Below are 25826 nucleotides of genomic sequence, written 5' to 3'. Positions count from 1 at the left end.
TCGCGAACCCGGCGCGCCTTAGGCTATCCAAATGCTTGGGCGCGTCGTTACGCGCAGGAGGTGATCGTGTGAACAGATCCTTGTTGAGCCTGGCCGGCCTGTCCCTTTGCCTGCTGTCGGGGCCGCCCGTGCAGGCAGCGCAGCCGTTGCAGCTGGCCGCTTCGCCGAACAATCCCTACAACAGCCCGATCATGCGGGCCAACCCCAATAGCCGCCAGGGCAGTGTGCAGGCCACACCGCCGGTGCGTGGCCCTTCGACCCAGCCCATAGTGCGCCAGCCGAGCCTCGAAAACCGCGGTATCGGCAACGGCGAAAACATGCGCCGCGAGCAATCGGCACCCCGCCTTGAGCCCACCCGGCCACCCCGCGAGTCGACCCGTACGCCTTGATTGCGAATAGTCCCTGGAAGGAGACGCTGATGCCTGCACGCACCTGGATTCCCACATTGCTGGCGGCGGCCCTGCTGCCGTTGTTGGCGCACGCCGCCCCCGAGCAGGACTTCAAGAGCGAGGAGGGCAGCGTCAGGGTCAGCACCCTGGCCGAAGGCCTGCGCAACCCTTGGGCCCTGGCCTTCCTGCCGGGCGGCAAGGATATGCTGGTGACCGAGCGCCCGGGCAACCTGCGCATCATCAGCGCCGAAGGCAAGGTCGGCGCGCCGCTGGGCGGGGTGCCCGAGGTCTGGGCCAAGGGCCAGGGCGGCTTGCTCGACGTGGCGCTGTCGCCGGGCTTCAAGCAGGACCGGCTGGTGTACCTGAGCTTTGCCGAAGAGGGCGAGGACGGCAAGGCGGGCACGGCGGTCGGCCGTGGGCGGCTGTCTACCGACCAGGCAAAGCTTGAAGACTTCCAGGTGATCTTCCGCCAGCAGCCCAAGCTCTCCGACGGCAATCACTTCGGTTCGCGGCTGGTGTTCGACCGTGACGGCTACCTGTTCATCGCCCTGGGCGAGAACAACCAGCGCCCCACCGCCCAGGACCTGGACAAGCTGCAGGGCAAGGTAGTGCGCCTCCTCCCGGATGGTACGGTGCCCAAGGACAACCCCTTCGTCGGACGGCCCAATGTGCGCCCGGAAATCTGGTCGTTCGGTCATCGCAACCAGCAGGGCGCGGCGCTCAACCCCTGGACCGGCGAGCTGTGGACCCACGAGCACGGCCCCCGCGGCGGTGATGAAATAAACATTCCCAAGCCCGGCAAGAACTACGGCTGGCCGATTGCGACCCATGGCATCAACTATTCGTTGTTGCCGATTCCCGAGGCCAGGGGGGAGCACGTGGACGGCATGGTCGATCCGCAGCATGTCTGGGAGAAGTCGCCGGCCATCAGTGGCATGGCCTTCTACGACAACCCACGCTTCAAAGCCTGGGACCATAACCTGTTCATTGGTGCGCTGGCCGGACAGGAACTGATCCGCCTGGAGCTGGACGGCGACAAGGTGGTCCATGAAGAACGCCTGCTGGGCGAGCTCAAGGCACGCATCCGTGATGTGCGTGTTGGGCCGGATGGCTACCTGTACCTGCTCACCGATGAAAGCAATGGGGCATTGTTGAGGGTTGGGCTGGCGTTGTAGGGGCTGGAGGGCGATATCGCGGGGCAAGCCCGCTCCTACAGGGATCGCGTGTTCCTCTGTAGGAGCGGGCTTGCCCCGCGATGCTGTTGAGCGCCAGAATGGATCCCTTTCTGACAGGCGCTCCCCATGACCTGCTTCACCGAGCAGTCCCCATTGCGGCTCTACCAGCAGGCCATCGAACGTGACGGTTTCGTCAGCGACCCGGCCCAACTGCAGGCCGCCACCGCCCTGCAACGCTGCTTCGAATCCCTGCAACGGGGCGAGGTGGCGCAGGGGGTCTACCTCTGGGGACCGGTGGGACGCGGCAAGACCTGGCTGATGGACCAGTTCCACCGCTGCCTGCAGGTGCCCGCCCGGCGTCAGCATTTCCACCACTTCATGCGCTGGGTGCATCAGCGCCTGTTCCAGCTCAATGGCACCGCCGACCCCTTGCAGGCCCTGGCCCTGTCGCTGGCCGAAGAGATCCGGGTGCTGTGTTTCGATGAGCTGTTCGTCAATGACATCGGTGACGCGATCATCCTCGGGCGCCTGTTCCAGGTGCTGTTCGAGGCCGGGGTTGTGGTCGTCGCCACCTCCAACCAGCCGCCCGACCAGCTCTACCTCGATGGCTTCAACCGCGAGCGTTTCCTGCCGGCCATCGCCGCCATTGAGCAGCACATGCAGGTGCTGGCCGTAGCGGGCGAGCAGGATCATCGCTTGCACCCCGGGGTCGCACAGCAGCGTTACTGGGTGCAGGAGGCGAACGCGCTGGCCGGGGTGTTTGCCGAGCTGGGCAGTGGCTTGCCCGCCACCGATGAACCGCTGCTGATCGGCTCGCGCCAACTGGCCGTAGTGCAACGCTGCGACAAGGTGATCTGGTGCCGCTATGCCGATCTGTGCGAGCAACCTTTCGCCGCCATGGACTTCATGAGCCTGTGCGACAACTTCCAGGCCATCCTGCTGGGCGCAGTGCCGGCACTGGGCGCGCGCCAGCGTCCGGCGAAAATTGCCCGGGGCACCGAAGACGCTGCCACCCGGGTGGCGGCCGGGGACCGGGAGCTGCCGCAGCTGTCGGTGTTCGACGACAGCGTGCGGCGCTTCATCGCGTTGGTCGATGAATGCTACGACCGTCGGATCGCCCTGTACCTGGAAGCCGAGGTCGCCCTCGAAGCGCTCTACACTCAAGGGTATCTGGAGTTCCCGTTCCGGCGTACCCTGAGCCGCTTGCGGGAGATGCAACTGCAACGCTTCTGTTGAAGGAGTCGATCATGCAGCCGCTATCGCACCATTTGCTGACCATGGCCTACCACAACGGTTGGGCCAACCACAGGCTCTACAAGGCCTGCCTGCAACTGAGCCAGGATGAATTCGTGGCACCGCGCTGCAGCTTCTTCGGCTCGATCAAGGCGACCCTCAACCATATCCTCACGGTGGACTGGTTCTACCTCAATGCCCTGGAGTCCGAACAGCGTGGTGAGGCGCCGGAGGCCGACGGCGAGCACTTTTTCGAACCCCAGGAGCCCTTTGCCAGCTGTAGCGACCTCAAGGAAGAGCAGGCCCAGGCCGATCATCGGTTGATCGTTTATTGCAGCCAGTTGCACGATGAGCAGTTGCAGCGCTATGTGAGTGTCGTGCGGCCCGATTGGGTACAGCGCGAGCAGCGCCTGCGCCTGCTTTCGCACCTGTTCGAGCATCAGATCCACCATCGCGGGCAGGTGCACGCCATGCTCAGCGACACCTCGGTGCGGCCACCGCAGCTGGACGAGTTCTTCTGTGAGGAGGAAGCGCACCTGCGTGCCCAGGACTTTGCCGAGCTGGGCTGGACCGAGGCGCAGATCTGGGGACGCTAGGCACAGGTGGATCAGCGCTGCAGCCAGCCCAGGGTCACCAGGGCCAGGACCGCATAGCGTCCGGCCTTGGCCAGGGTCACCAGCAGCACGAAGCGCCAGAAGGGTTCGCGCATGATCCCGGCGATCAGGGTCAGTGGGTCGCCGATCACCGGCATCCAGCTCAACAGCAACGACCACTGGCCGTAGCGCTGGTAGCGTTGCTGGGCCTTGTCCAGCTGCGCCGGGGTGAAGGGAAACCAGCGCCGGTCACGCAAGTGTTCGATGCCGCGGCCCAGCAGCCAGTTGACGATCGAGCCCAGCACATTGCCGACGGTGGCGATCAAGAGCAGGCTCCAGACCGCCTCGGGGGTGTGCACCAGCAAGCCGACCAGCACGGCTTCCGATTGCAGCGGCAACAGCGTCGCCGCGCCAAAGGCGCTGAAGAACAGCGCCCATTCACTCAGCATCGGGGCTGATCAGTACGTGGCAACCACTTCGTCGCGCCCGTCGCGGGTCAGGCCGATGACCTCATAGGCATCCTTGTGATCGCCCATTTCCATGCCAGGCGAACCCATGGGCATGCCCGGCACGGCCAGGCCGCGCAGGTCATCGCGCTTGGCCAGCAGCTTGACCTGCTCGGCCGGCACATGGCCCTCGACGAACTTGCCGTCGATCACCCCGGTGTGGCACGACGCCAGGCGTGGGGCCACGCCCAGGCGCTGCTTGACCGCGCTCATGTTCGGCTCGACATGGTCGTTGACGGTGAAACCGTTGTCGCGCAGGTGGCTGATCCACTCCTTGCAGCAACCGCAATTGGGATCGCGGTACACGTCGATGGTCTCTGCGGCCTGGGCCAGGGTGCTCAGGGCCAGCAGGCCGAAGGCGACGATTTTCTTGCTCAGCATGGTGATTCTCCGATTCCAGAAACGCCCAGGGACGGCTCGAGTATCCAGCAGTAGGTCAGCACAATAGCGTAATTGCTCTACGGGCGCAGCGCGGTTTGTTGTCGCTTGCCGACATGTACCGAGCGGCGTACCCATGGATAATCAGGGTGGCGTTGACCGGGTTGCGCAGCCTGTCGTAGCCAGTCCGGTGACGAAGATGGGCTCGACATTAGCAAGCGACGACTGTCAGCAAACTGAGCTGCAGATTACAGATTTGTCAGCTGGCGCGGCCTGAAGCGGTTGAACCGCCGGTGGGCGCTTTTCGCCTGCCCCCTTCCTGCGTTAGCCTTGAGCGATACAGGCCATCGAGGGCGAGCAAGGAGTAACCATGGACAAAGTCATCGTGATCACCGGCGCAAGCCGCGGCATTGGCGCCGCCACCGCACGCCTGGCGGCCCGCGAAGGGTATCGCATCTGCATCAACTACCTGCGCGACGACGAGGCGGCCCAGCGGGTGCTGGCCGAGGTTCGTGAGCTGGGGGCCGAAGCCATTGCGGTCAAGGCCGATGTCAGTGTCGAGGACGAGATCGTGCAGTTGTTCCAGCGGGTCGACGCCGAGTTGGGGCCGGTCACCGCCCTGGTCAACAATGCCGGGACCATCGGCCACAAGAGCCGGGTCGAGGAAATGTCGGAGTTCCGCCTGCTCAAACTGATGAAAACCAACGTGGTCGGCCCGATGCTGTGCACCAAGCATGCGCTGCAGCGCATGTCGACCCGACACGGCGGGCGCGGTGGCAGCATCGTCAACGTGTCATCGGTCGCCGCCCGGCTGGGTTCGCCCAACGAGTATGTCGACTATGCCGCCTCCAAGGGCGCGCTGGACACCTTCACCCTGGGGCTGGCCAAGGAGGTCGCCGCTGAAGGCGTGCGGGTCAATGCCGTGCGGCCGGGTTACATCTTTACCGATTTCCATGCCCTGAGCGGTGATGCCGAGCGCGTCAGTAAACTCGAACCGGGCATCCCCATGGGGCGTGGCGGACAGGCCGAGGAAGTTGCCGAGGCGATCCTCTGGTTGCTGTCCGACAAGGCCTCCTATTCCACCGGCAGCTTCGTCGACCTGGGCGGCGGGCGCTAGAGCTGCAACGGCTCCGATCCTTCGAGCATTTGCGCGACCCGTTCGGTGAGGGCGTCGAAGCCGAAGGGCTTGGTCAGTACCCGGGTAGAGGCGTCGAACTGGACGTTGCCGAATACCGAGTGCTCGGCGTAACCGGTGATAAACAGCACTTTGAGGTCCGGTCGCAGTTTGCGGCCGGCACTGACCAATTGATTGCCGTTCATCCCCCCCGGCATGCCGACATCGCTGATCAGCAGGTCGACCACCCGGTCTTCCTGCAACGCCCGCAAGGCGCTATGGCCATCGCCGAACACCAGGGTGGTGTAGCCCAGGTCGTTGAGGACTTCGCCGACCAGCAGGCGAATGGTCGAATCATCGTCCACCAGCATCACGGTCCTGCCTTGCAGTGCGCGCGGTATGGGAGGGACGGGGGAGGACATCTCCGCCAGCATGGCGGCCAGGTTCATGCGCGGCAGGTACATGTGCACAGCCGTTCCCTGGCCCGGTTCCGACTGGATGCGTACCTGGCCACAGGATTGGCGCACGAAGCCATAGGCCATCGAGAGCCCCAGGCCCGTCCCCTGTCCGGGCGGTTTGGTGGTGAAAAACGGATCGAATGCCCGCGCCTGCACCTCGGCCGACATGCCGGTGCCGTTGTCCGAGACACTCAGGCACAGGTACTGCCCGGGCGCCATGTCCAGTGAGATCGCGGCCTGTTCGTCCACCTCGCGGTTACTGGTCTCGATGGTGATCCGCCCGCCCCGGGGCAGTGCATCACGGGCGTTGATACACAGGTTGAGCAGGGCGCTCTCCAGTTGCGGTGGATCGATGCAGGCACGCCACAGGTCGGCGTCGGTGAGCACCTTGACCTCGATCTGCGGGCCGACACTGCGACGGATCAGGTCGGCCATTGCCCGTACCAGCCGATTGACATCGGTGGGGCGGGGTTCCAGGGTCTGGCGCCGGGAGAAGGCCAGCAGCCGATGAATCAATGACGCGGCGCGGTTGGAGGCCTCTTCGGCGGTGGTGAGCAAGCGGTCCAGATCCCGGTAGCGGCCTTTGGCGATGTGGTTGCGGGCCATTTCCAGGGCGCCGAGGGTGCCGGTGAGCAGGTTGTTGAAGTCATGGGCAATACCGCCGGTCAGTTGGCCCACGGCCTCCATTTTCTGCGACTGGCGCAGTGCCGCTTCGGCCTTGTGCAGGCGCTCCTGTTCATGCACCCGCTCAGTGATGTCGTAGGCGAACAGGTAGGCACCGATCAGGCGGGCCTGGCTGTCGTGCAGGGCACTGAAGCGCATTTCGTAGTGGCGGGTCTGGTTGCCATTGCTGAACGCGGCGACCTCGACGAAGCGCTCCCCGGCCAGTGCGCGCGTCCATAGCGCCAGTATGCGCGCGCAATCCTCGGGGCGGTGGTGGATGCACTCGAGCAGTGCGTCGCCGACACTGGGCGTCACCTCGAGCATGCGCTGGAACTCTTCCCGGGCCGCGCTGTTGATTGCCAGCCAACGCATGTCACGGCCCATGACCTGGATCTGCGCCAGGGTGGCTTCGACGACGTCGGTGAGGATCTTGCGTTCGGCCACGGCCTGGGCAACGCGTTCTTCCAGGTCCTCGTTGAGCTGCTTGAGCGCGAACTCGGCGCGCTTGCGTGCGGTCGCGTCCTGGAACAGCACGGCCACCTGCTTGCGGCTGGCCGGCTCCATGCGAAAGGCGCAGATGTCCAGGTAGCGACCGGTCGCCACCAGTTCCTGCTCGAAGCGCACCGGCTGGCCGGTCAGCAGCACCGGGCCATAGCGGGCGATCCAGTCATCGGCTTCGGCGGGTACCATTTCCCGCAGCTTCTGCCCGACCACATTCTCGATGCCCGCATGCTTGGCGTAGGCGACGTTGGCTTCGATGTGGATGTAGTCACTGAGCGGGCCGTGGGGACCATCGAAGAACTCGATGATGCAAAACCCCTCGTCCATGGTCTCGAACAAAAAGCGATAACGCTGCTGGGTTTCGGCCAGGGCCTGGTCGACGGGCGGCTGCTGCGGGCCCTGTCGCTCGGCCAGTTGCGCCTTGAGCTGCTCATTGTCCTGTTGCAGCGCCCGCAGTTGTCGGCGCAGGGTCTGGAGTTCGCTCGGCGGCATGCTGGTGTTCCGGCCAGGGGGTCTCCAGAAAATGTAGCGTTCCCTGTAGCGATGGACAACTCGGGCGGACACTGAACGCTCAGAACGAACGCACGATCCTGCCCAGGGTTTCCATGGCCTTTTCCGACTGTTCGGTCCAGGGGCTGCCGTAGTTCAGGCGGATGCAGTTGCGAAAGCGCTGGGTCGGCGAAAAGATCGGCCCGGGCGCGATGCTGATGCCCTGGGCCAGGGCCATCTGGAACAGCTTGAGCGAGTCCATCTGCTCCGGCAGTTCCAGCCACAGGAAGTAGCCGCCCGCCGGATGGCTGACCCGGGTCTGCGCCGGAAAGTGGCGGGCGATGGCGGCGAGCATGGCGTTCTGCTGTTCTTCCAGGGCGTAGCGCAGCTTGCGCAGGTGACGGTCGTAGCCGCCGTGCTGCAGGTAGTCGGCGATCGCCGCCTGGGCCGGCATCGAGGCGCAGAGCGAGGTCATCAGTTTCAACCGTTCGATCTTCTGCGCGAAACGTCCCGCCGCCACCCAGCCGATCCGATAGCCGGGGGCCAGGCTCTTGGAGAAGGAGCCGCAGTGCATCACCAGACCGTCGGTGTCGAAGGCCTTGGCCGGCTTGGGCGCCTGTTGGGCGTAGTACAGCTCGGCATAGACGTCGTCTTCGATCAGCGGCACCTGATGCTGGCGCAGCAGTTCCACCAGTTGCTGCTTCTTTTCCTCCGGCATGCTGGCGCCCACCGGGTTCTGGAAGTTGGTCATGCACCACACGGCCTTGACCGGGTGCTTGGCCAGGGTCTGCGCCAGTACCCCCAGGTCGATGCCTTCGCGCGGGTGCACCGGGATTTCCACCGCCTTGAGTTTCAGGCGTTCGAGTACCTGCAGGCAGGCATAGAACGCCGGGGCCTCGATCGCCACCAGGTCACCCGGCTCGGTCACCGCCTGCAGGCACAGGTTCAGGGCCTCCAGCGCACCGTTGGTGATCAGCAGTTCCTCCATCGGCAGCATCAGCCCGCCGACCATGTAGCGCAGGGCAATCTGCCGGCGCAGTTGCGGATTGCCCGGCGACAGGTCGGTGACCACCATGCGCGGGTCCATCTCGCGGCTGGCGCTGGCCATGGAGCGGGCCAGGCGCGGCAGCGGGAACAGATGGGGGCTGGGGAAGGCCGAGCCGAAGGCGACGGTTTGTGGGTCCTTGATCGAGTCGAGGATCGAGAACACCAGCGCACTGACATCCACCTCGGTGGACTCGCTGGCCTGCTCGATGATCTGCGGTTCGTTGAACTGGCGCGGGGCATGGGCGTTGACGAAATAGCCCGAGCGCGGCCGTGCCCGGATCAGCCCGCGCCGTTCCAGCAAGTAGTAGGCCTGGAACACCGTGGACGGGCTGACCCCGTGGGTCTGGCTGGCATAGCGCACCGACGGCACTCGCTGGCCGGGGCCCAGGACCCCGGAGCGAATCAGTTCGGCAATGTCGTCGGCAAATTTTTCGTAGCGTTTCATCATGGCTCGGAACGTTTCGACTGCTGCAAAGTGTATGTGATCAACGGTTCAAAGGGGCGACAAAACGGCTGTGGGCGATCGTCGAGATACCCGGCTGGTCGCTGTCGATCACTTCGAAGGCCAGCTCCCGGGAACTGCTTTGGGCACGCTCGGCGAGCATCGCCACGGAGACCGGCATCTCACCCATTTCGCCGGCGGCCAGGGTGAATTCGGTCTTGCCGTGCAGCTCGAAGCCTTGGGCATCGACCAGGCGCAGGCGGTAATGCTGGGGCTGCTGGGTCTTGTTGATGACCTTGAGGGTGTAGATGTTCTCGATCTGACCCAGGTTGTTCTCGCGGAACAGGCCGCGGTCCTTGATCACATCCATCGACACCATGGGCCGCTGCTGCAGGGCGATGACCAGGGCACCGATCATTACCACCAGTACCGTGACGTAGCCGAGCAGGCGCGGGCGCAGCCAGTTGGTCTTGCCACCTTGCAGGTTATGCTCGGACTTGTAGCCGACCAGGCCACGGGCGTAGCCCATCTTGTCCATGATCGAATCACAGGCGTCGATGCAGGCCGCGCAGCCGATGCACTCCATCTGCAGGCCGTCGCGGATGTCGATGCCGGTGGGGCAGACCTGCACGCACATCTGGCAGTCGATGCAATCGCCCAGGCCCTTGGCCTTGTAGTCGCTGTCTTTCTTGCGCGGGCCGCGGGACTCGCCACGTGCCGGATCGTAGGCAATGGCCAGGGTGTCCTTGTCGAACATCACGCTCTGGAAGCGGGCGTAGGGGCACATGTGCATGCACACCGCTTCACGCAGCCAGCCGGCGTTGAGGTAGGTGGCGCCGGTGAAGAACAGGATCCAGAACAGGCTGATGCCGCCCAGTTGCAGGGTGAAGAGTTCTGCGGCCAACGGCCGGATCGGTGTGAAGTAACCGACGAAGGTCAGGCCGGTCAGCACGCTGATGGCCAGCCACAGGCTGTGCTTGGCCGAGCGCCGGGCCAGCTTGTTGAGGCTCCAGGGCGCGGCCGCGAGTTTGATCCGCTGGTTGCGGTCGCCTTCGGTGACCTTCTCGCACCACATGAAGATCCAGGTCCAGGAACTCTGCGGGCAGGTGTAGCCACACCAGACCCGGCCGGCGAACACGGTGATGGCGAACAGGCCGAAGGCACAGATGATCAGCAGGGCCGACAGCAGGATGAAGTCCTGGGGCCAGAAGGTCGCGCCAAAAATGTGGAACTTGCTGTCGGCCAGGTCCCACAGCACCGCCTGGCGACCGTTCCAGTCCAGCCAGACGGTGCCGAAGAACAGCAGGAACAGGAAACCCGCGCCAACCAGGCGCAGGTTGCGAAAAAAGCCGGTGAAGCTGCGGGTGTGGATCTGTCTGTCGCTGCTGGCGGCCTTCTTCTTGAGGGGGGAAGGCTCGGCTACTTCAACGATCTGGACGGGAATTCTATCGCTCATGGTTCGTCGCTCATCAGGCCTCGATCAGGCCAGAGCACTATGGCGCCCCATCTGTTTGCATAACAGGCTCAGGTATTTCGATAAAAACCGTATCAGATTAACGGTCCAGCCGGTGCAGGCCCCAGATTATCGAGCCTGGCGCGGTGCTTTCGAGAGGCCTGCGACCATCCACCGCACCCGCTACAGCCAGGGCGAGGGTGCACTTTTACCTGTGCCTGGCGGTCCATGCTTTAACAGCCCTGGATCGGGAGCACACCGATGGACGCCTGGTGGCATCAAGTCTGGTTGACCCTGGTGGCCGAGTTCGCCGACATTGAAGATGCCCGGCAACTGACCCAGGTGACGGTGCGGCTGCTGATGGCGGGCCTGCTCGGTGCGCTACTGGGCTTCGAGCGGGAGCTCAAGGGCAAGGCCGCCGGGGTGCGCACCCACATGCTGGTGGCCCTGGGCGCCGCCCTGTTCGTGCTGGTGCCGCGCATGGCCGGGGTCGACGATGCGGCCTTGAGCCGGGTGGTACAAGGCATCGTCGCCGGGATCGGGTTTCTGGGGGCGGGGACGATTCTCAAGGGCCGCAATCAGGAGGACGTCAGTCACGTCAAAGGCCTGACCACCGCTGCCGGGTTGTGGATGACGGCGGCCATTGGTGTAGCGGCAGGCATGGGGCGCGAGGCCACGGCGCTGATCAGCACGGTGCTGGCACTGCTGGTGCTGGGCGTGATGCCCTGGGTGGTGGACAGGCTGGAAAACGACAAGGATGAAAACGGGGAGGGCAGGAAGCACTGAGGGGAGCCGAAGCTCCCCTCAAAGATTGTTGCGTGCTCTTTTTTTGTTATTGGAGGGCGGCCTGTTGTTGTTTTTGGCGACCGTTGCCTCTGTGTCACTGGCGATCCCCATCCGGGATCAAGAGCAAACGTATTTTTTTGAGCGCGGATCTACCTTCATCATTGCTGATCCAACCGTGACAGGCGCTACCTTGGGGTAGTTTTATTGTTCTGTGTCAGGCTGCGGGGCACGCCCCGGGAAAGCACATTCTCTCCAAAAAAATCTGTTAGCTGCGTCTCTGCCGTGTTGTTTTTGTTATGTCAGAGTCGTTACGTCTTATTTTTATTGGGTGTGTCGTTGTTTTTATTGTTGTTGTACCAAAGATATAGCAGGTGCCGTGCCAACTTTTTAAAACTCAATAAAATCAACTGCTTAGCATTTTTGGTCAGACGGAGAGGCGGGAGAATTTGTCGATTTGTTTCCGTGTTACCCGGTTTTTTCCCGCAAAGTGCGGGGGCGGTAACACCCAGGCCGTCCCCTGGCTGTTACCGCCCGGGCTCATTGCGCGTTACGTGCCCGCGCCACCCGCGAGCCGCTGGCACGGTTGAGCACCTGGCTGATACGCAGGCCTGCCGCGATCAGCCGATCCAGGTCGATACCGGTGTCGATACCCAGGCCCTGGAGCATGTACAGCACGTCTTCGCTGGCGACGTTGCCGCTGGCGCCCTTGGCATAGGGGCAGCCGCCCAGGCCTGCGACCGAGCTGTCGAACACGCTGATGCCTTCCAGCAGGCTGGCATAGACGTTGGCCAGGGCCTGGCCGTAGGTGTCATGGAAGTGACCGGCCAGCTGGTTGCGCGGTACCTGGGCGGCCACCACCTCGAACAGGCGGCGGGTGGCGCCAGGGGTGCCGGTGCCGATGGTGTCGCCCAGGGACACTTCATAGCAGCCCATGTCGTACAGCTCGCGTGCTACCGGCGCGACCTGTTCGGCGCTGACCGCACCTTCATAGGGGCAACCCAGCACGCAGGACACGTAACCGCGCACGCGCACGCCATGGGCGCGGGCGGCGTCCATGATCGGCACGAAGCGTTGCAGGCTTTCACTGATCGAGCAGTTGATGTTGCGCTGGGAGAAGGCCTCCGAGGCTGCGGCGAACACCGCCACTTCCTTGACTCCGGCAGCCAGGGCGTCTTCAAAACCGCGCAGGTTCGGTGCCAGGGCGGCATAGGTGACGCCCGCCTTCTGCTGGATACCGGCGAAGACTTCAGCCGAGCCGGCCATCTGCGGCACCCACTTGGGCGAGACGAAACTGCCCACCTCTATATAGGACAGGCCCGCCGCCGTCAGGTCATCGACCAGTCGGACCTTGTCCGCCACGCTGATGGGCTGGGCTTCGTTCTGCAGGCCGTCGCGCGGGCCGACTTCGACCAGGCGAACTTCTTTAGGCAATGACATGGCGCGGTTCCTCAGGGCTCAAAGGCTGTTTTTCTGATTGTTCAAGGTGGCGGCCAGCGCTTGTTCACAGCGCTCTTCGGCGGTGTCGAGCTCCAGTTGCATCTGCTGGATATCGAGCAGTTGCTGTTCGAGCTGGGCGCGGCGTTCGGCAATTTTTGCCAGCATGCTGTGCAACTGCTTGAGGTTGCCGCTGGAAGGGTCGTAGAGTTCGATCAGTTCGCGGCATTCGGCCAGGGAAAAACCGATACGCTTGCCGCGCAGGATCAGCTTCAGGCTGACCTTGTCGCGGGCCGAATAGACACGCTCCAGGCCCCGGCGCTCAGGGCTGAGCAGGCCTTGCTCCTCATAGAAGCGGATGGCCCGGGTGGTGATGTCCAGTTCGCGGGACAGGTCGGAAATGCTGTAGGTCTGGCTGCTCATGGTCAGGCTCGGAAAGAGGGCATGAGCTAACCTAATTGCAGGTTGACGTATACGTCAAGCAGGATTGGCCAGCATTGCCCGCTACGCCGGCTCCCACAAAGGGCTACTGGTGTCTGATCCTGTGGGAGCAACTGTCTTTGTGGGAGCTGGCGCAGCCTGGCGGCAGCTCCCACAGATACCCTGCCGTCCGTGGGAGCTGGCGAAGCCTGCGATCGACTGCGTAGCAGTCGCAATCCGGCCACCTCATTGGGTCAGATGTACCGAGGCGGTCTGGTTTTACGGCCGCTTCACGCCCGATCGCAGCCTGGCGGCAGCTCCCACAGAGCCCGGGTCATGCCGGGAACCTTTGTGGGAGCCTGCGATCGAGTGCGTACCAGGCTTATGCCTCTGCTGCGGTCGCCCGTTCATCCTGCGCCACCACCGCCTGGCACAACTCGATAATCTGCTCGCGCATCCAGCGGTTGGCCGGATCCTGGTCGGTGCTTTCGTGCCAGTACAGATGGGTTTCCAGCGGCGGCACGTGGTTGACCGGCAGGCTCAGGTAATTCAGTTGGTGGCGGCGGGCGAAGCGCTCCGGCACGGTCATGACCATGTCGGTCTGCTGCAGCACTTGCGTGGCCATCAGGTAATGCTGCGAGCGCAGGGCGATCTTGCGCTGCACACCCATCTTGCCCAGCGCCAGGTCGACATAGCCCAGGCCGTTGCGCCGGCTGGAAATATGGATGTGGGTCAGGCCCAGGTAGTCCTCCAGGCTGAGGCTGTCCCTGGCCATCGGATGGCCCGGGCGCATGGCGCAGACGTACTGGTCTTGCATCAGTTTGACATGGCGCACCTGCGGGTCGGTGTTCAGCGGCGCATCGACGGCGAAATCCAGGCGCCCGGCGGCCAGTTCCTTGGTGGTTTCACGGCGCTTGCACAGGAAACTCTCGATGACCACCGCCGGCGCCAGGCGCCGCAGGCGCTGGAACAGCGGCGGCAGGATCACCGCCTCGGTCAGGTCGGTCATGCTGATGCGGAAGGTCTTGTTCGCCTGCAAGGGGTTGAAGATGCGGCTTTCCTGCACCGAGATGCGCAGCAGCGACAGGGCATTGCGCACGGGACCTATGATGTTCTGCGCCATGGGCGTGGGCACCATGCCCTGGGCCGTGCGCACGAACAGCGGGTCGTTGAAGGTTTCCCGCAGCCGCGCCAGGGCGTTGGACACCGCAGGCTGGGTAATGCCGACGATCTGCCCGGCCCGGGTCAGGTTGGCTTCGGTGTAGATCGCATCGAAGACGATGAACAGATTCAGGTCGACCTTGCTCAGGTTCATGGGCGCTGCTCTTGTTGGTGTTATAGGCGGATCATATATTGGTTATGAATGTTTATACACGCCGAGAATAGACTAGGTGGATTTTGCCGGCTGATCTAGGCTCTTCATCAGATCCTCTTTCCACTGAAGGTACTGCCCATGGATTTCGCCTATTCACCCAAGGTCCAGGCGTTGCGCGAACGTGTCACGGCGTTCATGGACGCCTATGTCTATCCCGCCGAGGCCGTGTTCGAGCGTCAGGTCGCCGAGGGTGACCGTTGGCAGCCGACCGCGATCATGGAAGAGCTCAAGGCGCGGGCCAGGGCCGAAGGGCTGTGGAACCTGTTCCTCCCCGAATCGGAGCTGGGCGCGGGCCTGACCAACCTGGAATACGCACCGCTGGCAGAAATCATGGGCCGCTCCTTGCTCGGCCCCGAGCCGTTCAACTGCTCGGCGCCAGACACCGGCAACATGGAAGTGCTGGTGCGCTATGGCAGCGAGGCGCAGAAGCGCCAGTGGCTGGAACCGCTGCTGCGTGGCGAGATCCGCTCGGCCTTTGCCATGACCGAGCCGGATGTGGCGTCCTCCGATGCCACCAACATGGCCGCCCGTGCCGTGCGTGACGGCGACGAGTGGGTGATCAACGGTCGCAAGTGGTGGACCTCCGGTGCCTGCGACCCGCGTTGCAAGATCATGATCTTCATGGGCCTGAGCAATCCGGACGGTCCGCGCCACCAGCAGCATTCGATGATCCTGGTGCCCACCGATACCCCTGGGGTGAAGATCGTTCGCCCGCTGCCGGTATTCGGTTACGACGATGCCCCCCATGGTCACGCCGAAGTGCTGTTCGAGAACGTACGGGTGCCTTACGAGAACGTGCTGCTGGGCGAGGGCCGTGGCTTCGAGATTGCCCAGGGGCGCCTTGGCCCTGGCCGCATCCACCACTGCATGCGCTCGATCGGCATGGCCGAGCGGGCCCTGGAACTGATGTGCAAGCGCTCGGTGGAGCGTACCGCCTTCGGCCGGCCGCTGGCGCGCCTGGGTGGTAACGTCGACAAGATCGCCGACTCGCGCATGGAAATCGACATGGCCCGCCTGCTGACCCTCAAGGCGGCCTACATGATGGACACTGTGGGTAACAAGGTGGCGCGCAGCGAAATCGCCCAGATCAAGGTGGTGGCGCCGAACGTGGCCCTGAAGGTGATCGACCGCGCCATCCAGATCCACGGTGGCGCCGGGGTCAGCGGCGACTTCCCGCTGGCCTACATGTATGCCATGCAGCGCACCCTGCGCCTGGCCGACGGCCCGGACGAAGTGCACCGGGCGGCGATCGGCAAGTATGAAATCGGCAAGTACGTGCCCAAGGAGATGCTGCGCAGCGGGCACTGATCCGTGCCCTGTACCCCTTCAGGCCCGCCCGTGCGGGCCTGATTCATTTGTGGCTGCTGGAACTGGCCGCCTGCTGCGGGCGGTCACGGGTGCGCAGCAGCGACAGCACCACGCCACCGCTCAACAGCCCCAGGGTCACGCCCAGCGACAGCAGCGCCGGTACCGCGCCGACCAGGCCGTGATAGAAGATCTTGGCGCCGATGAAAATCAGCACCAGGGCCAACGCATACTTGAGGTAGACGAAGCGGTGCATCAGCGCCGCGAGGGCGAAATACAGGGCGCGCAGGCCCAGAATCGCGAAGATGTTCGAGGTGTAGACGATGAACGGGTCCTGGGTGATGGCGAAGATCGCCGGCACGCTGTCGACGGCGAACACCAGGTCGGCCAGCTCGATCAGCACCAGCGCCAGGAACAGCGGCGTGGCGTACAGCATGGCCTTGTGCTGGCCGGCCGGTTTGAGCCGGACGAAAAAGTGCGGGCCGTGTATCTGCTCGCTGACCCGCAGGTGACTGCGCACGAAGCGCAGCACCGGGTTGTTGGCAAGGTCGGGGTGGGCTTCTTCCCGGGAAAACAGCATCTTCACCCCGGTGATCAGCAAGAAGGCGCCAAACAGGTAGAGGATCCAGGCGAATTCCCGGACCAGCGCACTGCCCACGCCAATCATGATCGCGCGCAGCACCACCACCCCGAGGATGCCCCAGAACAGTACCCGGTGCTGGTAGAGGCGGGGGATGGCGAAGTAGCTGAAGATCATCGCCATGACGAAGACGTTGTCCATGGACAACGACTGCTCGACCAGAAAACCTGTGTAGAACTCCAGGGCACTTTGCGCGCCCAGCTCGAACCACACCCAGACCCCGAACAGCACCCCGACGCTGAAATAGCCGCCGTACAACAGCAGGCTTTCGCGCATCTCGATGGTGTGGGCCTTGCGGTGCAGCACGCCGAGGTCGAGCACCAGCAGGGTCAGGACAATAGCGATGAAGGCCAGCCAGAACCAGGTGCTGGTGCCGAGAAATTCATTGTTGAGAAATGCCTGTAGAGCCGCCATGCGCCCCTCCTTGATTGTCGTCGTTGCCAACAAGCAACAGTGACTCCGACATGGCGGCTTGGCAGCCGTCAGAGGGGCCCGGCGTCACTAATGAAAGCCTAGACCCGATGACAGCCATCGCCCACACGAGGCTGTAACAAATGGTTGCGCGGGGCTTCAGTACACCCAGACTTCCACCCGCCGGTTGCGGATCCGGCCTTCTACGGCGCTATTGGTCGCCACCGGCAGTTCATCGCCAAGGCCCATGACTTCGCGTAACTCGACCCCGGACCTGGCCAGCTCGCGGCGCACCGCCATGGCCCGCAGGCGCGAGAGCAGGGCGGCGCGCTCGGGATCGTTCTTGGCATCGCCAAAGCCCACCAGCACCGCCCGTTGTTGCAGCTTGCCGTTGTGGCGCAGGAAGTCGGCCACCCGTTGCACGTCGCGCAGTGCCTTGCTGTCCAGGCTGGCATTGCCTTCCTGGAAGCGGAAGTTCACCGACAGGCGCTGGGCGTTGCGAGCCAGCGCCTGGTAACGCGCCGGCATGTCGTGCGCAGGCGCCACCTTGAGGACCTGGACCTGCTGGCCGACAAAACCGCTGCCGGTGACGATGGCCTGGCCTTGGGCGCTCTGGGCAAACTCCAGCAGGGCCCGTGCCCAGGGGTTGTTCTGATCCGGTGGCAGGTAGAAATACAGGCGTCGCGACAGTGGATAGTCTTCGCTGGCCACCCGTGCGGCGCTCGGCAGCATCGGCTTGGAGGCGCCATCGACGATGGCCAGGACCTTGGCCCCATGCACCGCCGCCAGGCTGCTGAAGCCGATGGCCTGGCGATCGTCCTGCACGGCGCGGGTCAGCTGTTCACCGGACTCGAAGCGCCGGGCGGAAGCGGCCAGGTCCTGGTCCGTGGGGTCGAGCACCAGCGCCTTGAAGGTTTCGAAGGTGCCGGAGCGATCGTCCCGGGCGTACAGGTGGATCGGCCCGCGGCCCAGGCCCAGCGCCTGCCAGTCGGTGATCCGGCCGGCAAAGACCTGGGCCAGTTGTTCGGTGCTCAGTTGTGGCAGGGGGTTGTCGGGGTGGACGATCACGGCAACACCGTCCAGGCCGATGACATGCTCGGCGGCAGCGCTGTTGAGGTCACCCAGCGCCTGCAGGTCATCCAGCTCGCTGGCCTTGATCGGCCGCGAGGCGGCTGCAAGGTCGGCCTGGCCTGCCTTGAGCGCGGCAAAGCCGGTGCTGGAACCGTGGGCGGCGATGTCGATGCGCAGCGGCTGGCCGGCGGCGTCCCGGGCCCGTACCTGGGTCTCGTTGCTGCGGTCGGTGGCCACGATCGAAACGTCGCTGGCGCCCCTGGCCTCCAGCAAGCCCTTGACCAGGGCCGGGGCCAGCACCGCGCCGATGGTGTTCGAACCCTGGATGCGCAGTTGTGCCGGGGTGTCGGCCCAGGCAAGGAGGGGACACAGGCTTAGCAGGAGCAGGCTGAGGTGGCGGAACATGCCGGCGGGCACTCGTCAGGCAAAGGATGTGCCGCACAATAAGACGGTTGGATGACCGTTGGATGACAGTGGTGGCTCACCCCTGGCCTGAGGTTTTTTGTGGGAGCAACGGTCTTGATTGCCTGACCGTGTAGCCGCTGCCGTCAGGCGGCGATCGGCCGTGAAACGGCCGTAAAACCTGCCCCCCGTTCCGTCAGAAGCAACGAGATGGCCGGGTTGCGACTGCTGCACAGTCGATCGCAGCCTCGTTCCTCGCCAGCTCCCACAGATCGCAGGCTTCGCCAGCTCCCACAGATCGCAGGCTTCGCCAGCTCCCACAGATCGCAGGCTTCGCCAGCTCCCACAGATTGCAGGCTTCGCCAGCTCCCACAAATCGCAGGTATTGCCAGCTCCTGCAAGGCAAGGCCAGGCGTTACGCCAGCTCCAGCCAGATCGGTGCGTGGTCCGATGGTTTCTCCATGGCCCGCAGGTCATAGTCGACGCCCGCGGCCTTGATCCGGTGCAGCAAGCCCTGGGAGGCCAGGATCAGGTCGATGCGCAGGCCGCGCTTGGGTTCGTCTTCAAAGCCGCGGCTGCGGTAGTCGAACCAGCTGAAACGATCGGCGACCTCCGGATGCAGGTGGCGGAAGCTGTCGACCAGGCCCCAGTTCTTCAGGCGTTCCATCCACTCGCGCTCTTCGGGCAGGAAGCTGCACTTGCCGGTCTTGAGCCAGCGCTTGGCGTTGTCGGCACCGATGCCGATGTCGCAGTCCTGGGGCGAGATGTTCACGTCACCCATCACCAGCAGTGGCTGGTCATTCTTGAACTCGGATTCCAGCAGGGCCTGCAGGTCGCTGTAGAAGCGCTGCTTGGCCGGGAACTTGGTGGGGTGGTCGCGGCTTTCGCCCTGGGGGAAGTAGCCGTTCATGATGGTCACCGGCGTGCCATCGGCGTCGGCGAAGGTGCCCCAGATGAAGCGACGCTGGGCGTCTTCCTCATCGGTGGCAAAACCCTTGTGCAGGGACAGTGGCGCCTGGCGCGAAAGCAGGGCGACACCGTAGTGGCCTTTTTGCCCGTGGAAGTGCACGTGGTAGCCCAGGGCCTGGATCTCGGCCAACGGGAACTGATCGTCGCTGACCTTGGTTTCCTGCAGGCCGATCACGTCCGGTTGGTGCTTTTCGATCAACGCCGCCAACTGATGGGGCCGGGCGCGCAGGCCGTTGATGTTGAACGAGACGATCTTCATGGCAGACACAATCCTGGTAAAACCCAGGATGCTAGCCGACATCGCCGCCTGCCACCAGCGTGGCGCGTCGCCGCGTCGGCTGCTAACGTGTTGTTCGGGGTGAACGTCGGCGCAACGTACACCTCACAGGCAATGAATGCCCATTTGCGGAGGTCCGCCAGCATGCCCGAATCGACTGCCGCCCCGGCCCAGGTCCGCCTGCTTGATGGCGGCTACAGCCGCGAGGCGCGTTCCTTGCTGTACCACGCCTATCGTCACGAGCCGACCTTTTCCTTCCTGTTCGAGGCCCAGCGCCCCGGCTATGACCAGCGCATCCGCGCCACGGTGCGCGAGCTGGTCAAGCAGCACTTTTTCCAGGAGCTGCCGGCACTGGGGTTACTGGTCGATGACCGTCTGATCGGTATCGCCCTGATCGCGCCGCCGCAGCGGCGCCTGGGGATCACCGAAAGCTGGGCCTGGCGCATGCGCATGGTGCTCAGTACCGGCTTTCGCTGCACCCGGCGTTACCTGGACTACCAGGCCGCGTTGATGACCTGCCTGCCGGGCGATGCGGTGCATGTGCTGCCGCTGTTGGGGATTCACCCGCAGTTCCAGGGCCGGCACTACGGTGAGCAATTGCTCCAGGCCGTGCACGACTGGTGTGCCGAAGACGAGCATTCCCAGGGCGTGGTGCTGGACACCGGAAATCCGTACTACCTGGACTTTTATCAACGCCAGGGGTATCAGGAAATTGGCGAAATCGCGGTAGGACCTGTTCGCGAGCACGTGTTTTTTCATCCCAATCCCCAGTCATCGCAACGTGCATCGGCCGTGCCTGCCTAACCGGCGGGAGCGCCTTGGGCTCCATGCTGGCGCCAAGCTCTGGTAGCATCCGCGCCTATGAAGTATTCAGGACGATTCACCTGCGGTTTGATTCTATGGATTGCCAGCATTGCCGCCCATGCGCAGAGCGAGCTGGTTGTACGCGTCAAACCTGCCAACAACGAACTCAAGGCCAACGTCGAAGGGTATATCGGCAGCCTTGGTAAACGCGATGAAGAGGCGCTGCTGCGCTTTAGCCGTGGCGCCGTGGAGCAGGCGCGCAAGGCGGCCCAGGCCCTGGGCTACTACCAGGCGCAGATCGACAGCGAGGTCAAACCGGCGACCAAGGCCGACAAGGGGCCGCAACTGGTCCTCAAGATCGACCCCGGCGAGCCGGTGCGGCTGCGCGATGTCACCATCCGCATCGACGGCCCGGCCAGCGAGATGAAGGCCTTTCGCATTCCCGACAGCAAGGCGCTGCGCCCGGGCGCAGTGCTCAACCACGGTCACTACGAAGACGCCAAGCGACTGATCCAGAACCAGGCCTCGCGCTATGGTTTTTTCAGCGGCCGCTTCGTGCGCCAGCGCCTGGCGGTCGACCCCATGGCCGGTGTGGCCGATATCGAACTCATTTATGACAGCGGCCCGCGCTATCGCCTGGGCAAGGTCAGCTTTGCCGGCGACACCCCGTTCGACGAGACCCTGCTGCAACGCATGGTGCCGTTCAAGCCCGATACTCCCTACGACTCCGAGCTGATCGCCGAGCTCAACAATGCCCTGCAGTCGAGTGGCTACTTCGAAGGCGTGCGTGTCGATGCCGCGCCCACGGCGGCCGTGGCGCAGAACATCCCGGTGGCCGTCCAGCTGCAGACCCGCAAGCCACGGACCATGGGCCTGGGCCTGGGCTTTTCCACCGACGTCGGCCCGCGCGGCAAGGCCAACTGGACCCGCCACTGGGTCAACCCCCAGGGCCACAGTTATGGCTGGGAAACCGAGCTGTCGGCGCCCCGGCAGAACGTCGGCCTGTGGTATGACATTCCCCTCGATCCGCCTTTGACCGACAAGCTACGTTTTGCCGGGGGCTACCAGAACGAGGAAATTGCCGGCACCGACACCTTGAGCAAGCTGCTCACCGTCGGCCCGGAATGGCACAGCAAACTGCCCAGTGGCTGGCAGCGGGTGGTGTCGCTCAAGTACCAGCGCGAAGAGTACAAGCTGGGCGATGATTCGGGCCTGAGCAACCTGTTGATGCCTGGCGTGAGCTATTCCTACCTGCGCAGCGACAACCGCATCGACCCGCACAACGGCTATCGCCTGCAGTTCGATGTGCAGGCGGCCAAGGAGGGGCTGGGCTCCGATACCAACCTGCTACGTGGCAACGTGGTACTCAAGGGCCTGACCACACTGGGTGAAAACCACCGTTTCCTGGGCCGCGTGCAGGTTGGCGGCAGCGCTACCGACGACTACCAGAGCTCGATACCGCCGTCGCTGCGCTTCTTCGCCGGTGGTGACCAAAGCGTGCGTGGCTACGACTACCAGAGCCTGTCGCCGAAAAACTCCGATGGCGACCGTATCGGTGGTCGTTACCTGGTGGCCGGCAGTGTCGAGTACCAGTATGAAGTCGTGGAAAAGTGGCGGGTGGCGACCTTCGTCGACCAGGGCAACTCCTTCAACGACCTGGAGTTTCCAAGCCTCAAGACCGGCGTCGGTATCGGCGTGCGCTGGGTCTCTCCGGTGGGACCGCTGCGTCTGGATCTGGCCCATGCGCTGGATGACGACGGCGGGTTCCGTCTGCACTTTTCCATGGGGCCTGAACTGTGAGTCGCGTTTTCAAGATTATCCTCGGCGGCCTGCTGGCGCTGTTGCTGTTGCTGGTGCTCGGCGTGGGCCTGCTGCTTGGCACCCAGGCGGGAAGCCGTTGGGCGTTGGGACAGGTGCCAGGCTTGCAGCTTGAGGACTTCCAGGGACGTCTGGGCGGCGAATGGCAGGCCGGGCGAGTGTTGTGGGAGCAGGGCGGTGATCGGGTCGAGCTGGTTGCGCCGGTATTCGCCTGGTCGCCTGCCTGCCTGCTGCGCATGACCTTGTGCATCGGACGACTGCAGGCCGATCAGGTCAACCTGGCCTTTGCCCCCGGCGAGCCGGTGGCCGATAGCGGGCCGTTGCAGTTGCCCGCCCTGAAACTGCCGCTGGCGATCGAGCTGGGTGACGTGCGGGTAGGGCATCTGCGCCTGGACGGTGCCGAACAGCTGAGTCAGGTGCAGCTGGCGGCTCACTGGACGGTCGACGGGCTGAAGATCGACAGCCTGCAGGTGCAGCGCGACGATGTGCGCCTGTCCTTGCAAGGGCTGCTCAAGCCTGAAGGCGACTGGCCGCTGCAAGCCCAGGGGCAGGTGCAGCTGCCTCAGGTAGATGGCCAGGCATGGCAGCTGGCGTTGCAGGTCAAGGGCGAGCTGCAGAAGACCCTCAAGCTCAGCGCCGACAGCAGCGGCTACCTCAATGCCCGGCTCAGCGGCGAATTACAGGCCCTGGCCGATGACTTGCCGGCCAAGGTGCAGATTCATGCCGATGCGTTCAAACCCGCTGCCGACCTGCCCGACACCTTGCAACTGAATGCGCTCGACCTGAGTGCCACGGGCAACCTGAAACAGGGTTACCAGTTGCAGGGTTCGGCCAGCCTGCCGGCCGAGCACGAGCCGGTGGCGCTGAACCTGCAAGGTCGGGTCGATGCCAAGGGCGCCCAGTTGAGCGCCCTGGACCTCAGCGCCGCTGCGGACAAGTACCTCAAACTCACCGCCAGCGCCGACTGGCAGCAGGGCCTGGGCGCCGAGGCGAGCGTCGACTGGCTGGACTTCCCCTGGTTGCGTCTGTACCCGCTGGAGCAGGCGCCACAGGTCACCTTGCGTCGTTTCAACGGCCAGGTGAGCTACCGCGACGGCAACTACCAGGGCCAGTTCAAGGGTGACCTGGACGGCCCGGCCGGTGCCTTCAGCCTGGGCAGCCCGTTCAACGGCAACCTTGCGCAGATCACCTTGCCTCAGCTGGTCCTCAACGCCGGCCAGGGCAAGGCTGCCGGCAGTGTCAGTGTGCAGTTCGCCGACGCCATTGCCTGGGACGCCGCCCTGGAGCTGTCGGCGCTCAATCCGGCCTATTGGCTGGCCGAGCTGCCGGGCACCCTGGCAGGCCCGCTGCGCAGCAAGGGGCAGATGAAAAATGGCGAGTTGAGCCTGGAGGCCGACCTCGACCTCAAGGGGCGCCTGCGCGGCCAGACCGCCGTGCTCAAGGCCGTCGCCCAGGGCGCCGGGCAGAACTGGACCCTGGGCACCCTGGACATCCGCCTGGGTGACAACCGCATCAATGGCAGCGGCAGCCTGCAGCAGCGTCTGGCCGGTCAGCTGGACCTCAACCTGCCGCGACTCGGCCAGCTGTGGCCGCACCTGCGCGGTCAGCTCAAGGGCAAGCTTGAGGTGGCCGGTACTCTGGACGCGCCGCAAGGCACACTCACCGTGCAAGGCCAGCAACTGGTCCAGGCTGACAATCACCTGCAACGCCTGACCCTGGATGCGCGGCTGGACGCTGCCCAGCGTGCGCTGATCGAATTGCAGGCAAGCGGTATCGAGCTGGGCGATACCCGCCTGGGCGTACTCACCGCCAAAGGTCAGGGCGATATTCGCCAGCAGCAGCTGGACCTGGCTCTGGACGGGCCACAGTTGAAGCTCGACCTGGGCCTGGACGGGAAACTGGACAAGGGCAACTGGCGTGGGCGCCTGGCCAGCGGCCAGATCCAGGCCGGCGGCCAGGACTGGCGCTTGCAGGCGCCGGCCAAACTGCAGCGCCTGGCCAGCGGGCAGCTGGATTTCGGAGCTCACTGCTGGCGCTCGGGGCAGGCCAGCCTGTGCGGCGAGGACCAGCGCCTGGCGCCCGAGCCCCGCCTGCGCTATCACCTCAAGCAGTTCCCGCTGCAGAGCCTGGCGCAGTGGCTACCCAAGGATTTTGCCTGGCAAGGGCTGCTCAATGCCGACATCAACCTCGATGTACCGGCCAGCGGCCCCAAGGGCACGGTGGTGGTCGATGCCAGCGGTGGCGTGCTGCGCTTGCGCGAGAAGGACCAGTGGCTGGACTTCCCCTACCAGACCCTGCGCCTGGAAAGCACCCTGGCGCCACGCCGGATCGACACCCGCCTGGATTTTCGCGGTGCACGCCTGGGCGAACTGGCACTGGTCACCCGGCTCGATCCGGTGGCGCGCAACAAGCCGCTGTCCGGCGATTTCCGCCTCAGTGGCCTGGACCTGGCCATTGCCCGTCCCTTCGCGCCGATGGTCGAGCGTCTGAACGGTCAACTCAATGGCAGTGGGCAGTTGTCCGGTACCCTGCTGGAACCGCAGGTCAACGGCCGCCTGAACCTGACGGGGGGAGAGGTCAGTGGCGCCGAGCTGCCGATCAGCCTGAAGGACCTGAACCTGCAGGCGCTGATCGCCGGCGAGCAGGTGCAGCTCAGCGGCGCCTGGAAAAGCGGCGAGGCCGGGCAGGGTAGCTTGCACGGCCATATCGGCTGGGGCCAGGCCCTGGCCATGGATCTGCAGTTGCAGGGCCAGCGCCTGCCGGTCATCGTCGAGCCCTATGCAAACCTGGAGATGGCGCCGCACCTGAAAATCAGCCTGGTCGACGACAAACTGGCGGTGACCGGCAAGGTGCTGCTGCCCAAGGGCAAGATCACCGTGCGCGAGCTGCCACCTTCGACCGTCAAGGTCTCCGATGACACGGTGATCGTCGGCCACCAGACCGAGGAGGGCAAGGCACCCATGGCGGTGGCCATGGACATCGATGTCGAGGTGGGCCAGGAAAAACTGTCGTTCAGCGGCTTCGGCCTGACCGCCAACCTGCTGGGGCATGTGCACATTGGCGACAACCTCGATACCCGGGGTGAGCTGAGCCTGGCCGACGGTCGCTACCGCGCCTACGGCCAGCGCCTGACCATTCGCCGTGCCCGCTTGCTGTTTGCCGGGCCCATCGACCAGCCTTACCTGGATATCGAGGCCATCCGCCAGACCGATGACGTGATTGCCGGCATCCGCCTGAGCGGCAGCGCCGAGCAGCCCACCACCCAGGTGTTCTCGGAACCTGCCATGAGCCAGGAGCAGGCGCTGTCCTACCTGGTACTGGGGCGTCCGCTGGGCACTACCGGCGAGGACAACAACATGCTGGCCGAGGCCGCCCTGGGCCTGGGCCTGGCCGGTAGCGCCGGGATTACCGGCAGCCTGGCGTCGAGCCTGGGCATCGATGACTTCCAGCTCGATACCCAGGGCAGTGGCACCACCACCAGTGTGGTGGCCAGCGGCAATCTGACCGAGCGCTTGAGCCTGCGCTATGGCGTGGGAGTGTTCGAACCGGTCAACACGGTTGCCTTGCGCTACAAGTTGAGCAAGAAGGTCTACCTGGAAGCGGCCAGTGGATTGGCAAGCTCGCTGGATATTTTCTACAAGCGGGATTTCTGATCACGTCTGTCGAGGGAGGG

Annotated in this window: 21 protein-coding genes; 10 read left to right on the top strand and 11 right to left on the bottom strand. The window is 64.4% G+C overall.

What is annotated here, in order from left to right:
- Nucleotides 1–68 precede the first annotated feature (68 nt).
- The 4 genes from M2D63_RS01090 to M2D63_RS01075 all read left to right on the top strand — a co-directional run bounded on the left by M2D63_RS01090 (nucleotide 69) and on the right by M2D63_RS01075 (nucleotide 3393).
- Nucleotides 69–389 carry a hypothetical protein gene (locus tag M2D63_RS01090; protein ID WP_285860871.1) on the top strand — a complete coding sequence of 107 codons (321 nt, stop codon included), beginning with the start codon at nucleotides 69–71 and terminating at the stop codon, nucleotides 387–389.
- 29 nt (nucleotides 390–418) lie between these two features.
- A complete protein-coding gene (locus M2D63_RS01085; RefSeq protein ID WP_285860870.1) occupies nucleotides 419–1564 on the top strand; it encodes a PQQ-dependent sugar dehydrogenase in 1146 nt (381 codons plus the stop codon).
- 126 nt (nucleotides 1565–1690) lie between these two features.
- Nucleotides 1691–2800 (top strand): cell division protein ZapE, encoded by a 1110-nt coding sequence (gene zapE, locus M2D63_RS01080; protein ID WP_285860869.1) that lies wholly within the window; start codon nucleotides 1691–1693, stop codon nucleotides 2798–2800.
- 11 nt (nucleotides 2801–2811) lie between these two features.
- A complete protein-coding gene (locus tag M2D63_RS01075) occupies nucleotides 2812–3393 on the top strand; it encodes a DinB family protein (RefSeq protein WP_285860868.1) in 582 nt (193 codons plus the stop codon).
- Between the two features lie 11 nt (nucleotides 3394–3404).
- On the opposite strand, the gene M2D63_RS01070 is transcribed toward M2D63_RS01075, so the two are convergent.
- Both M2D63_RS01070 and M2D63_RS01065 read right to left on the bottom strand, forming a co-directional pair.
- The gene (locus M2D63_RS01070; RefSeq protein WP_285860867.1) at nucleotides 3405–3839 is read right to left on the bottom strand and encodes a YqaA family protein; all 435 of its coding nucleotides are present in this window, start codon (nucleotides 3837–3839) and stop codon (nucleotides 3405–3407) included.
- Nucleotides 3840–3848: 9 nt separating this feature from the next.
- Nucleotides 3849–4277 (bottom strand): DUF411 domain-containing protein, encoded by a 429-nt coding sequence (locus M2D63_RS01065; RefSeq protein ID WP_285860866.1) that lies wholly within the window; start codon nucleotides 4275–4277, stop codon nucleotides 3849–3851.
- Between the two features lie 367 nt (nucleotides 4278–4644).
- Here M2D63_RS01065 and M2D63_RS01060 point away from each other — a divergent pair, with 367 nt between their 5' ends.
- On the top strand, nucleotides 4645–5391 hold the full coding sequence (locus tag M2D63_RS01060; protein WP_285860865.1) for an SDR family oxidoreductase: 747 nt from the start codon (nucleotides 4645–4647) through the stop codon (nucleotides 5389–5391).
- On the opposite strand, the gene M2D63_RS01055 is transcribed toward M2D63_RS01060, so the two are convergent.
- From M2D63_RS01055 to ccoG, 3 genes are all read right to left on the bottom strand, one after another.
- On the bottom strand, nucleotides 5388–7502 hold the full coding sequence (locus tag M2D63_RS01055) for a PAS domain-containing sensor histidine kinase (protein ID WP_285860864.1): 2115 nt from the start codon (nucleotides 7500–7502) through the stop codon (nucleotides 5388–5390). The two genes, M2D63_RS01060 and M2D63_RS01055, sit on opposite strands and share 4 nt — an antisense overlap.
- 79 nt (nucleotides 7503–7581) lie before the next feature.
- Entirely contained in the window at nucleotides 7582–8991 is a 1410-nt protein-coding gene (gene mapR / locus M2D63_RS01050) for a GntR family transcriptional regulator MpaR (protein WP_285860889.1), read from the bottom strand.
- A 40-nt stretch (nucleotides 8992–9031) separates the two neighbouring features.
- A complete protein-coding gene (gene ccoG, locus M2D63_RS01045; protein ID WP_285860863.1) occupies nucleotides 9032–10444 on the bottom strand; it encodes a cytochrome c oxidase accessory protein CcoG in 1413 nt (470 codons plus the stop codon).
- Between the two features lie 258 nt (nucleotides 10445–10702).
- Here ccoG and M2D63_RS01040 point away from each other — a divergent pair, with 258 nt between their 5' ends.
- Nucleotides 10703–11227: an MgtC/SapB family protein gene (locus M2D63_RS01040; protein ID WP_285860862.1), complete on the top strand. Its 525-nt coding sequence runs from the start codon at nucleotides 10703–10705 to the stop codon at nucleotides 11225–11227.
- A gap of 537 nt (nucleotides 11228–11764) precedes the next feature.
- Here the strand turns inward: M2D63_RS01040 and M2D63_RS01035 are convergent.
- The 3 genes from M2D63_RS01035 to M2D63_RS01025 all read right to left on the bottom strand — a co-directional run bounded on the left by M2D63_RS01035 (nucleotide 11765) and on the right by M2D63_RS01025 (nucleotide 14396).
- Nucleotides 11765–12664: a hydroxymethylglutaryl-CoA lyase gene (locus tag M2D63_RS01035; protein ID WP_285860861.1), complete on the bottom strand. Its 900-nt coding sequence runs from the start codon at nucleotides 12662–12664 to the stop codon at nucleotides 11765–11767.
- 18 nt (nucleotides 12665–12682) lie between these two features.
- Nucleotides 12683–13084 carry a MerR family DNA-binding transcriptional regulator gene (locus M2D63_RS01030; protein ID WP_285860859.1) on the bottom strand — a complete coding sequence of 134 codons (402 nt, stop codon included), beginning with the start codon at nucleotides 13082–13084 and terminating at the stop codon, nucleotides 12683–12685.
- Between the two features lie 379 nt (nucleotides 13085–13463).
- Nucleotides 13464–14396 (bottom strand): LysR family transcriptional regulator, encoded by a 933-nt coding sequence (locus M2D63_RS01025; protein WP_285860858.1) that lies wholly within the window; start codon nucleotides 14394–14396, stop codon nucleotides 13464–13466.
- 138 nt (nucleotides 14397–14534) lie between these two features.
- Here M2D63_RS01025 and M2D63_RS01020 point away from each other — a divergent pair, with 138 nt between their 5' ends.
- On the top strand, nucleotides 14535–15764 hold the full coding sequence (locus M2D63_RS01020; protein ID WP_285860857.1) for an acyl-CoA dehydrogenase: 1230 nt from the start codon (nucleotides 14535–14537) through the stop codon (nucleotides 15762–15764).
- A gap of 43 nt (nucleotides 15765–15807) precedes the next feature.
- Here the strand turns inward: M2D63_RS01020 and M2D63_RS01015 are convergent, their stop codons facing one another.
- The 3 genes from M2D63_RS01015 to xthA all read right to left on the bottom strand — a co-directional run bounded on the left by M2D63_RS01015 (nucleotide 15808) and on the right by xthA (nucleotide 19513).
- A complete protein-coding gene (locus M2D63_RS01015; protein ID WP_285860855.1) occupies nucleotides 15808–16815 on the bottom strand; it encodes a TerC family protein in 1008 nt (335 codons plus the stop codon).
- Between the two features lie 156 nt (nucleotides 16816–16971).
- Nucleotides 16972–18288, bottom strand: a complete 1317-nt coding sequence (locus M2D63_RS01010; RefSeq protein ID WP_285860854.1) for a phosphate ABC transporter substrate-binding/OmpA family protein — start codon at nucleotides 18286–18288, stop codon at nucleotides 16972–16974.
- 412 nt (nucleotides 18289–18700) lie between these two features.
- Nucleotides 18701–19513 (bottom strand): exodeoxyribonuclease III, encoded by an 813-nt coding sequence (gene xthA / locus M2D63_RS01005; protein WP_285860852.1) that lies wholly within the window; start codon nucleotides 19511–19513, stop codon nucleotides 18701–18703.
- A 162-nt stretch (nucleotides 19514–19675) separates the two neighbouring features.
- Here xthA and M2D63_RS01000 point away from each other — a divergent pair, with 162 nt between their 5' ends.
- Genes M2D63_RS01000 through M2D63_RS00990 form a run of 3 tightly spaced genes read left to right on the top strand, consistent with a single transcriptional unit; the run spans nucleotide 19676 to nucleotide 25806 of the window.
- Nucleotides 19676–20335, top strand: coding sequence for an N-acetyltransferase (locus M2D63_RS01000; RefSeq protein ID WP_285860851.1), 660 nt, complete (start codon nucleotides 19676–19678; stop codon nucleotides 20333–20335).
- A gap of 57 nt (nucleotides 20336–20392) precedes the next feature.
- Nucleotides 20393–22135, top strand: coding sequence for an autotransporter assembly complex family protein (locus M2D63_RS00995; protein WP_285860850.1), 1743 nt, complete (start codon nucleotides 20393–20395; stop codon nucleotides 22133–22135).
- Nucleotides 22132–25806 (top strand): translocation/assembly module TamB domain-containing protein, encoded by a 3675-nt coding sequence (locus tag M2D63_RS00990; protein WP_285860849.1) that lies wholly within the window; start codon nucleotides 22132–22134, stop codon nucleotides 25804–25806. The genes M2D63_RS00995 and M2D63_RS00990 overlap by 4 nt, the downstream gene beginning before the upstream one ends.
- Nucleotides 25807–25826 lie beyond the last annotated feature (20 nt).

It is taken from the genome of Pseudomonas sp. BJa5 (assembly GCF_030272875.2).
In the GTDB taxonomy this organism is placed as follows: Bacteria; Pseudomonadota; Gammaproteobacteria; order Pseudomonadales; family Pseudomonadaceae; genus Aquipseudomonas.
Note: the sequence above shows the minus strand (reverse complement) of the source record. Positions and strands in the feature narration are given on the sequence as shown.

What these genes read in the sequence shown, in the direction of transcription:
- M2D63_RS01025 (WP_285860858.1), bottom strand. Translation starts at nt 14,396, where the DNA reads ATGAACCTGAGCAAGGTCGACCTGAATCTGTTCATCGTCTTCGATGCG.
- M2D63_RS00995 (WP_285860850.1), top strand. Translation starts at nt 20,393, where the DNA reads ATGAAGTATTCAGGACGATTCACCTGCGGTTTGATTCTATGGATTGCC.
- M2D63_RS01060 (WP_285860865.1), top strand. Translation starts at nt 4,645, where the DNA reads ATGGACAAAGTCATCGTGATCACCGGCGCAAGCCGCGGCATTGGCGCC.
- M2D63_RS01075 (WP_285860868.1), top strand. Translation starts at nt 2,812, where the DNA reads ATGCAGCCGCTATCGCACCATTTGCTGACCATGGCCTACCACAACGGT.
- M2D63_RS01015 (WP_285860855.1), bottom strand. Translation starts at nt 16,815, where the DNA reads ATGGCGGCTCTACAGGCATTTCTCAACAATGAATTTCTCGGCACCAGC.
- ccoG (WP_285860863.1), bottom strand. Translation starts at nt 10,444, where the DNA reads ATGAGCGATAGAATTCCCGTCCAGATCGTTGAAGTAGCCGAGCCTTCC.
- zapE (WP_285860869.1), top strand. Translation starts at nt 1,691, where the DNA reads ATGACCTGCTTCACCGAGCAGTCCCCATTGCGGCTCTACCAGCAGGCC.
- M2D63_RS01040 (WP_285860862.1), top strand. Translation starts at nt 10,703, where the DNA reads ATGGACGCCTGGTGGCATCAAGTCTGGTTGACCCTGGTGGCCGAGTTC.
- M2D63_RS01030 (WP_285860859.1), bottom strand. Translation starts at nt 13,084, where the DNA reads ATGAGCAGCCAGACCTACAGCATTTCCGACCTGTCCCGCGAACTGGAC.
- M2D63_RS01055 (WP_285860864.1), bottom strand. Translation starts at nt 7,502, where the DNA reads ATGCCGCCGAGCGAACTCCAGACCCTGCGCCGACAACTGCGGGCGCTG.
- M2D63_RS01010 (WP_285860854.1), bottom strand. Translation starts at nt 18,288, where the DNA reads ATGTTCCGCCACCTCAGCCTGCTCCTGCTAAGCCTGTGTCCCCTCCTT.
- M2D63_RS01065 (WP_285860866.1), bottom strand. Translation starts at nt 4,277, where the DNA reads ATGCTGAGCAAGAAAATCGTCGCCTTCGGCCTGCTGGCCCTGAGCACC.
- M2D63_RS01085 (WP_285860870.1), top strand. Translation starts at nt 419, where the DNA reads ATGCCTGCACGCACCTGGATTCCCACATTGCTGGCGGCGGCCCTGCTG.
- mapR (WP_285860889.1), bottom strand. Translation starts at nt 8,991, where the DNA reads ATGAAACGCTACGAAAAATTTGCCGACGACATTGCCGAACTGATTCGC.
- M2D63_RS01035 (WP_285860861.1), bottom strand. Translation starts at nt 12,664, where the DNA reads ATGTCATTGCCTAAAGAAGTTCGCCTGGTCGAAGTCGGCCCGCGCGAC.
- M2D63_RS01070 (WP_285860867.1), bottom strand. Translation starts at nt 3,839, where the DNA reads ATGCTGAGTGAATGGGCGCTGTTCTTCAGCGCCTTTGGCGCGGCGACG.
- M2D63_RS01020 (WP_285860857.1), top strand. Translation starts at nt 14,535, where the DNA reads ATGGATTTCGCCTATTCACCCAAGGTCCAGGCGTTGCGCGAACGTGTC.
- xthA (WP_285860852.1), bottom strand. Translation starts at nt 19,513, where the DNA reads ATGAAGATCGTCTCGTTCAACATCAACGGCCTGCGCGCCCGGCCCCAT.
- M2D63_RS01000 (WP_285860851.1), top strand. Translation starts at nt 19,676, where the DNA reads ATGCCCGAATCGACTGCCGCCCCGGCCCAGGTCCGCCTGCTTGATGGC.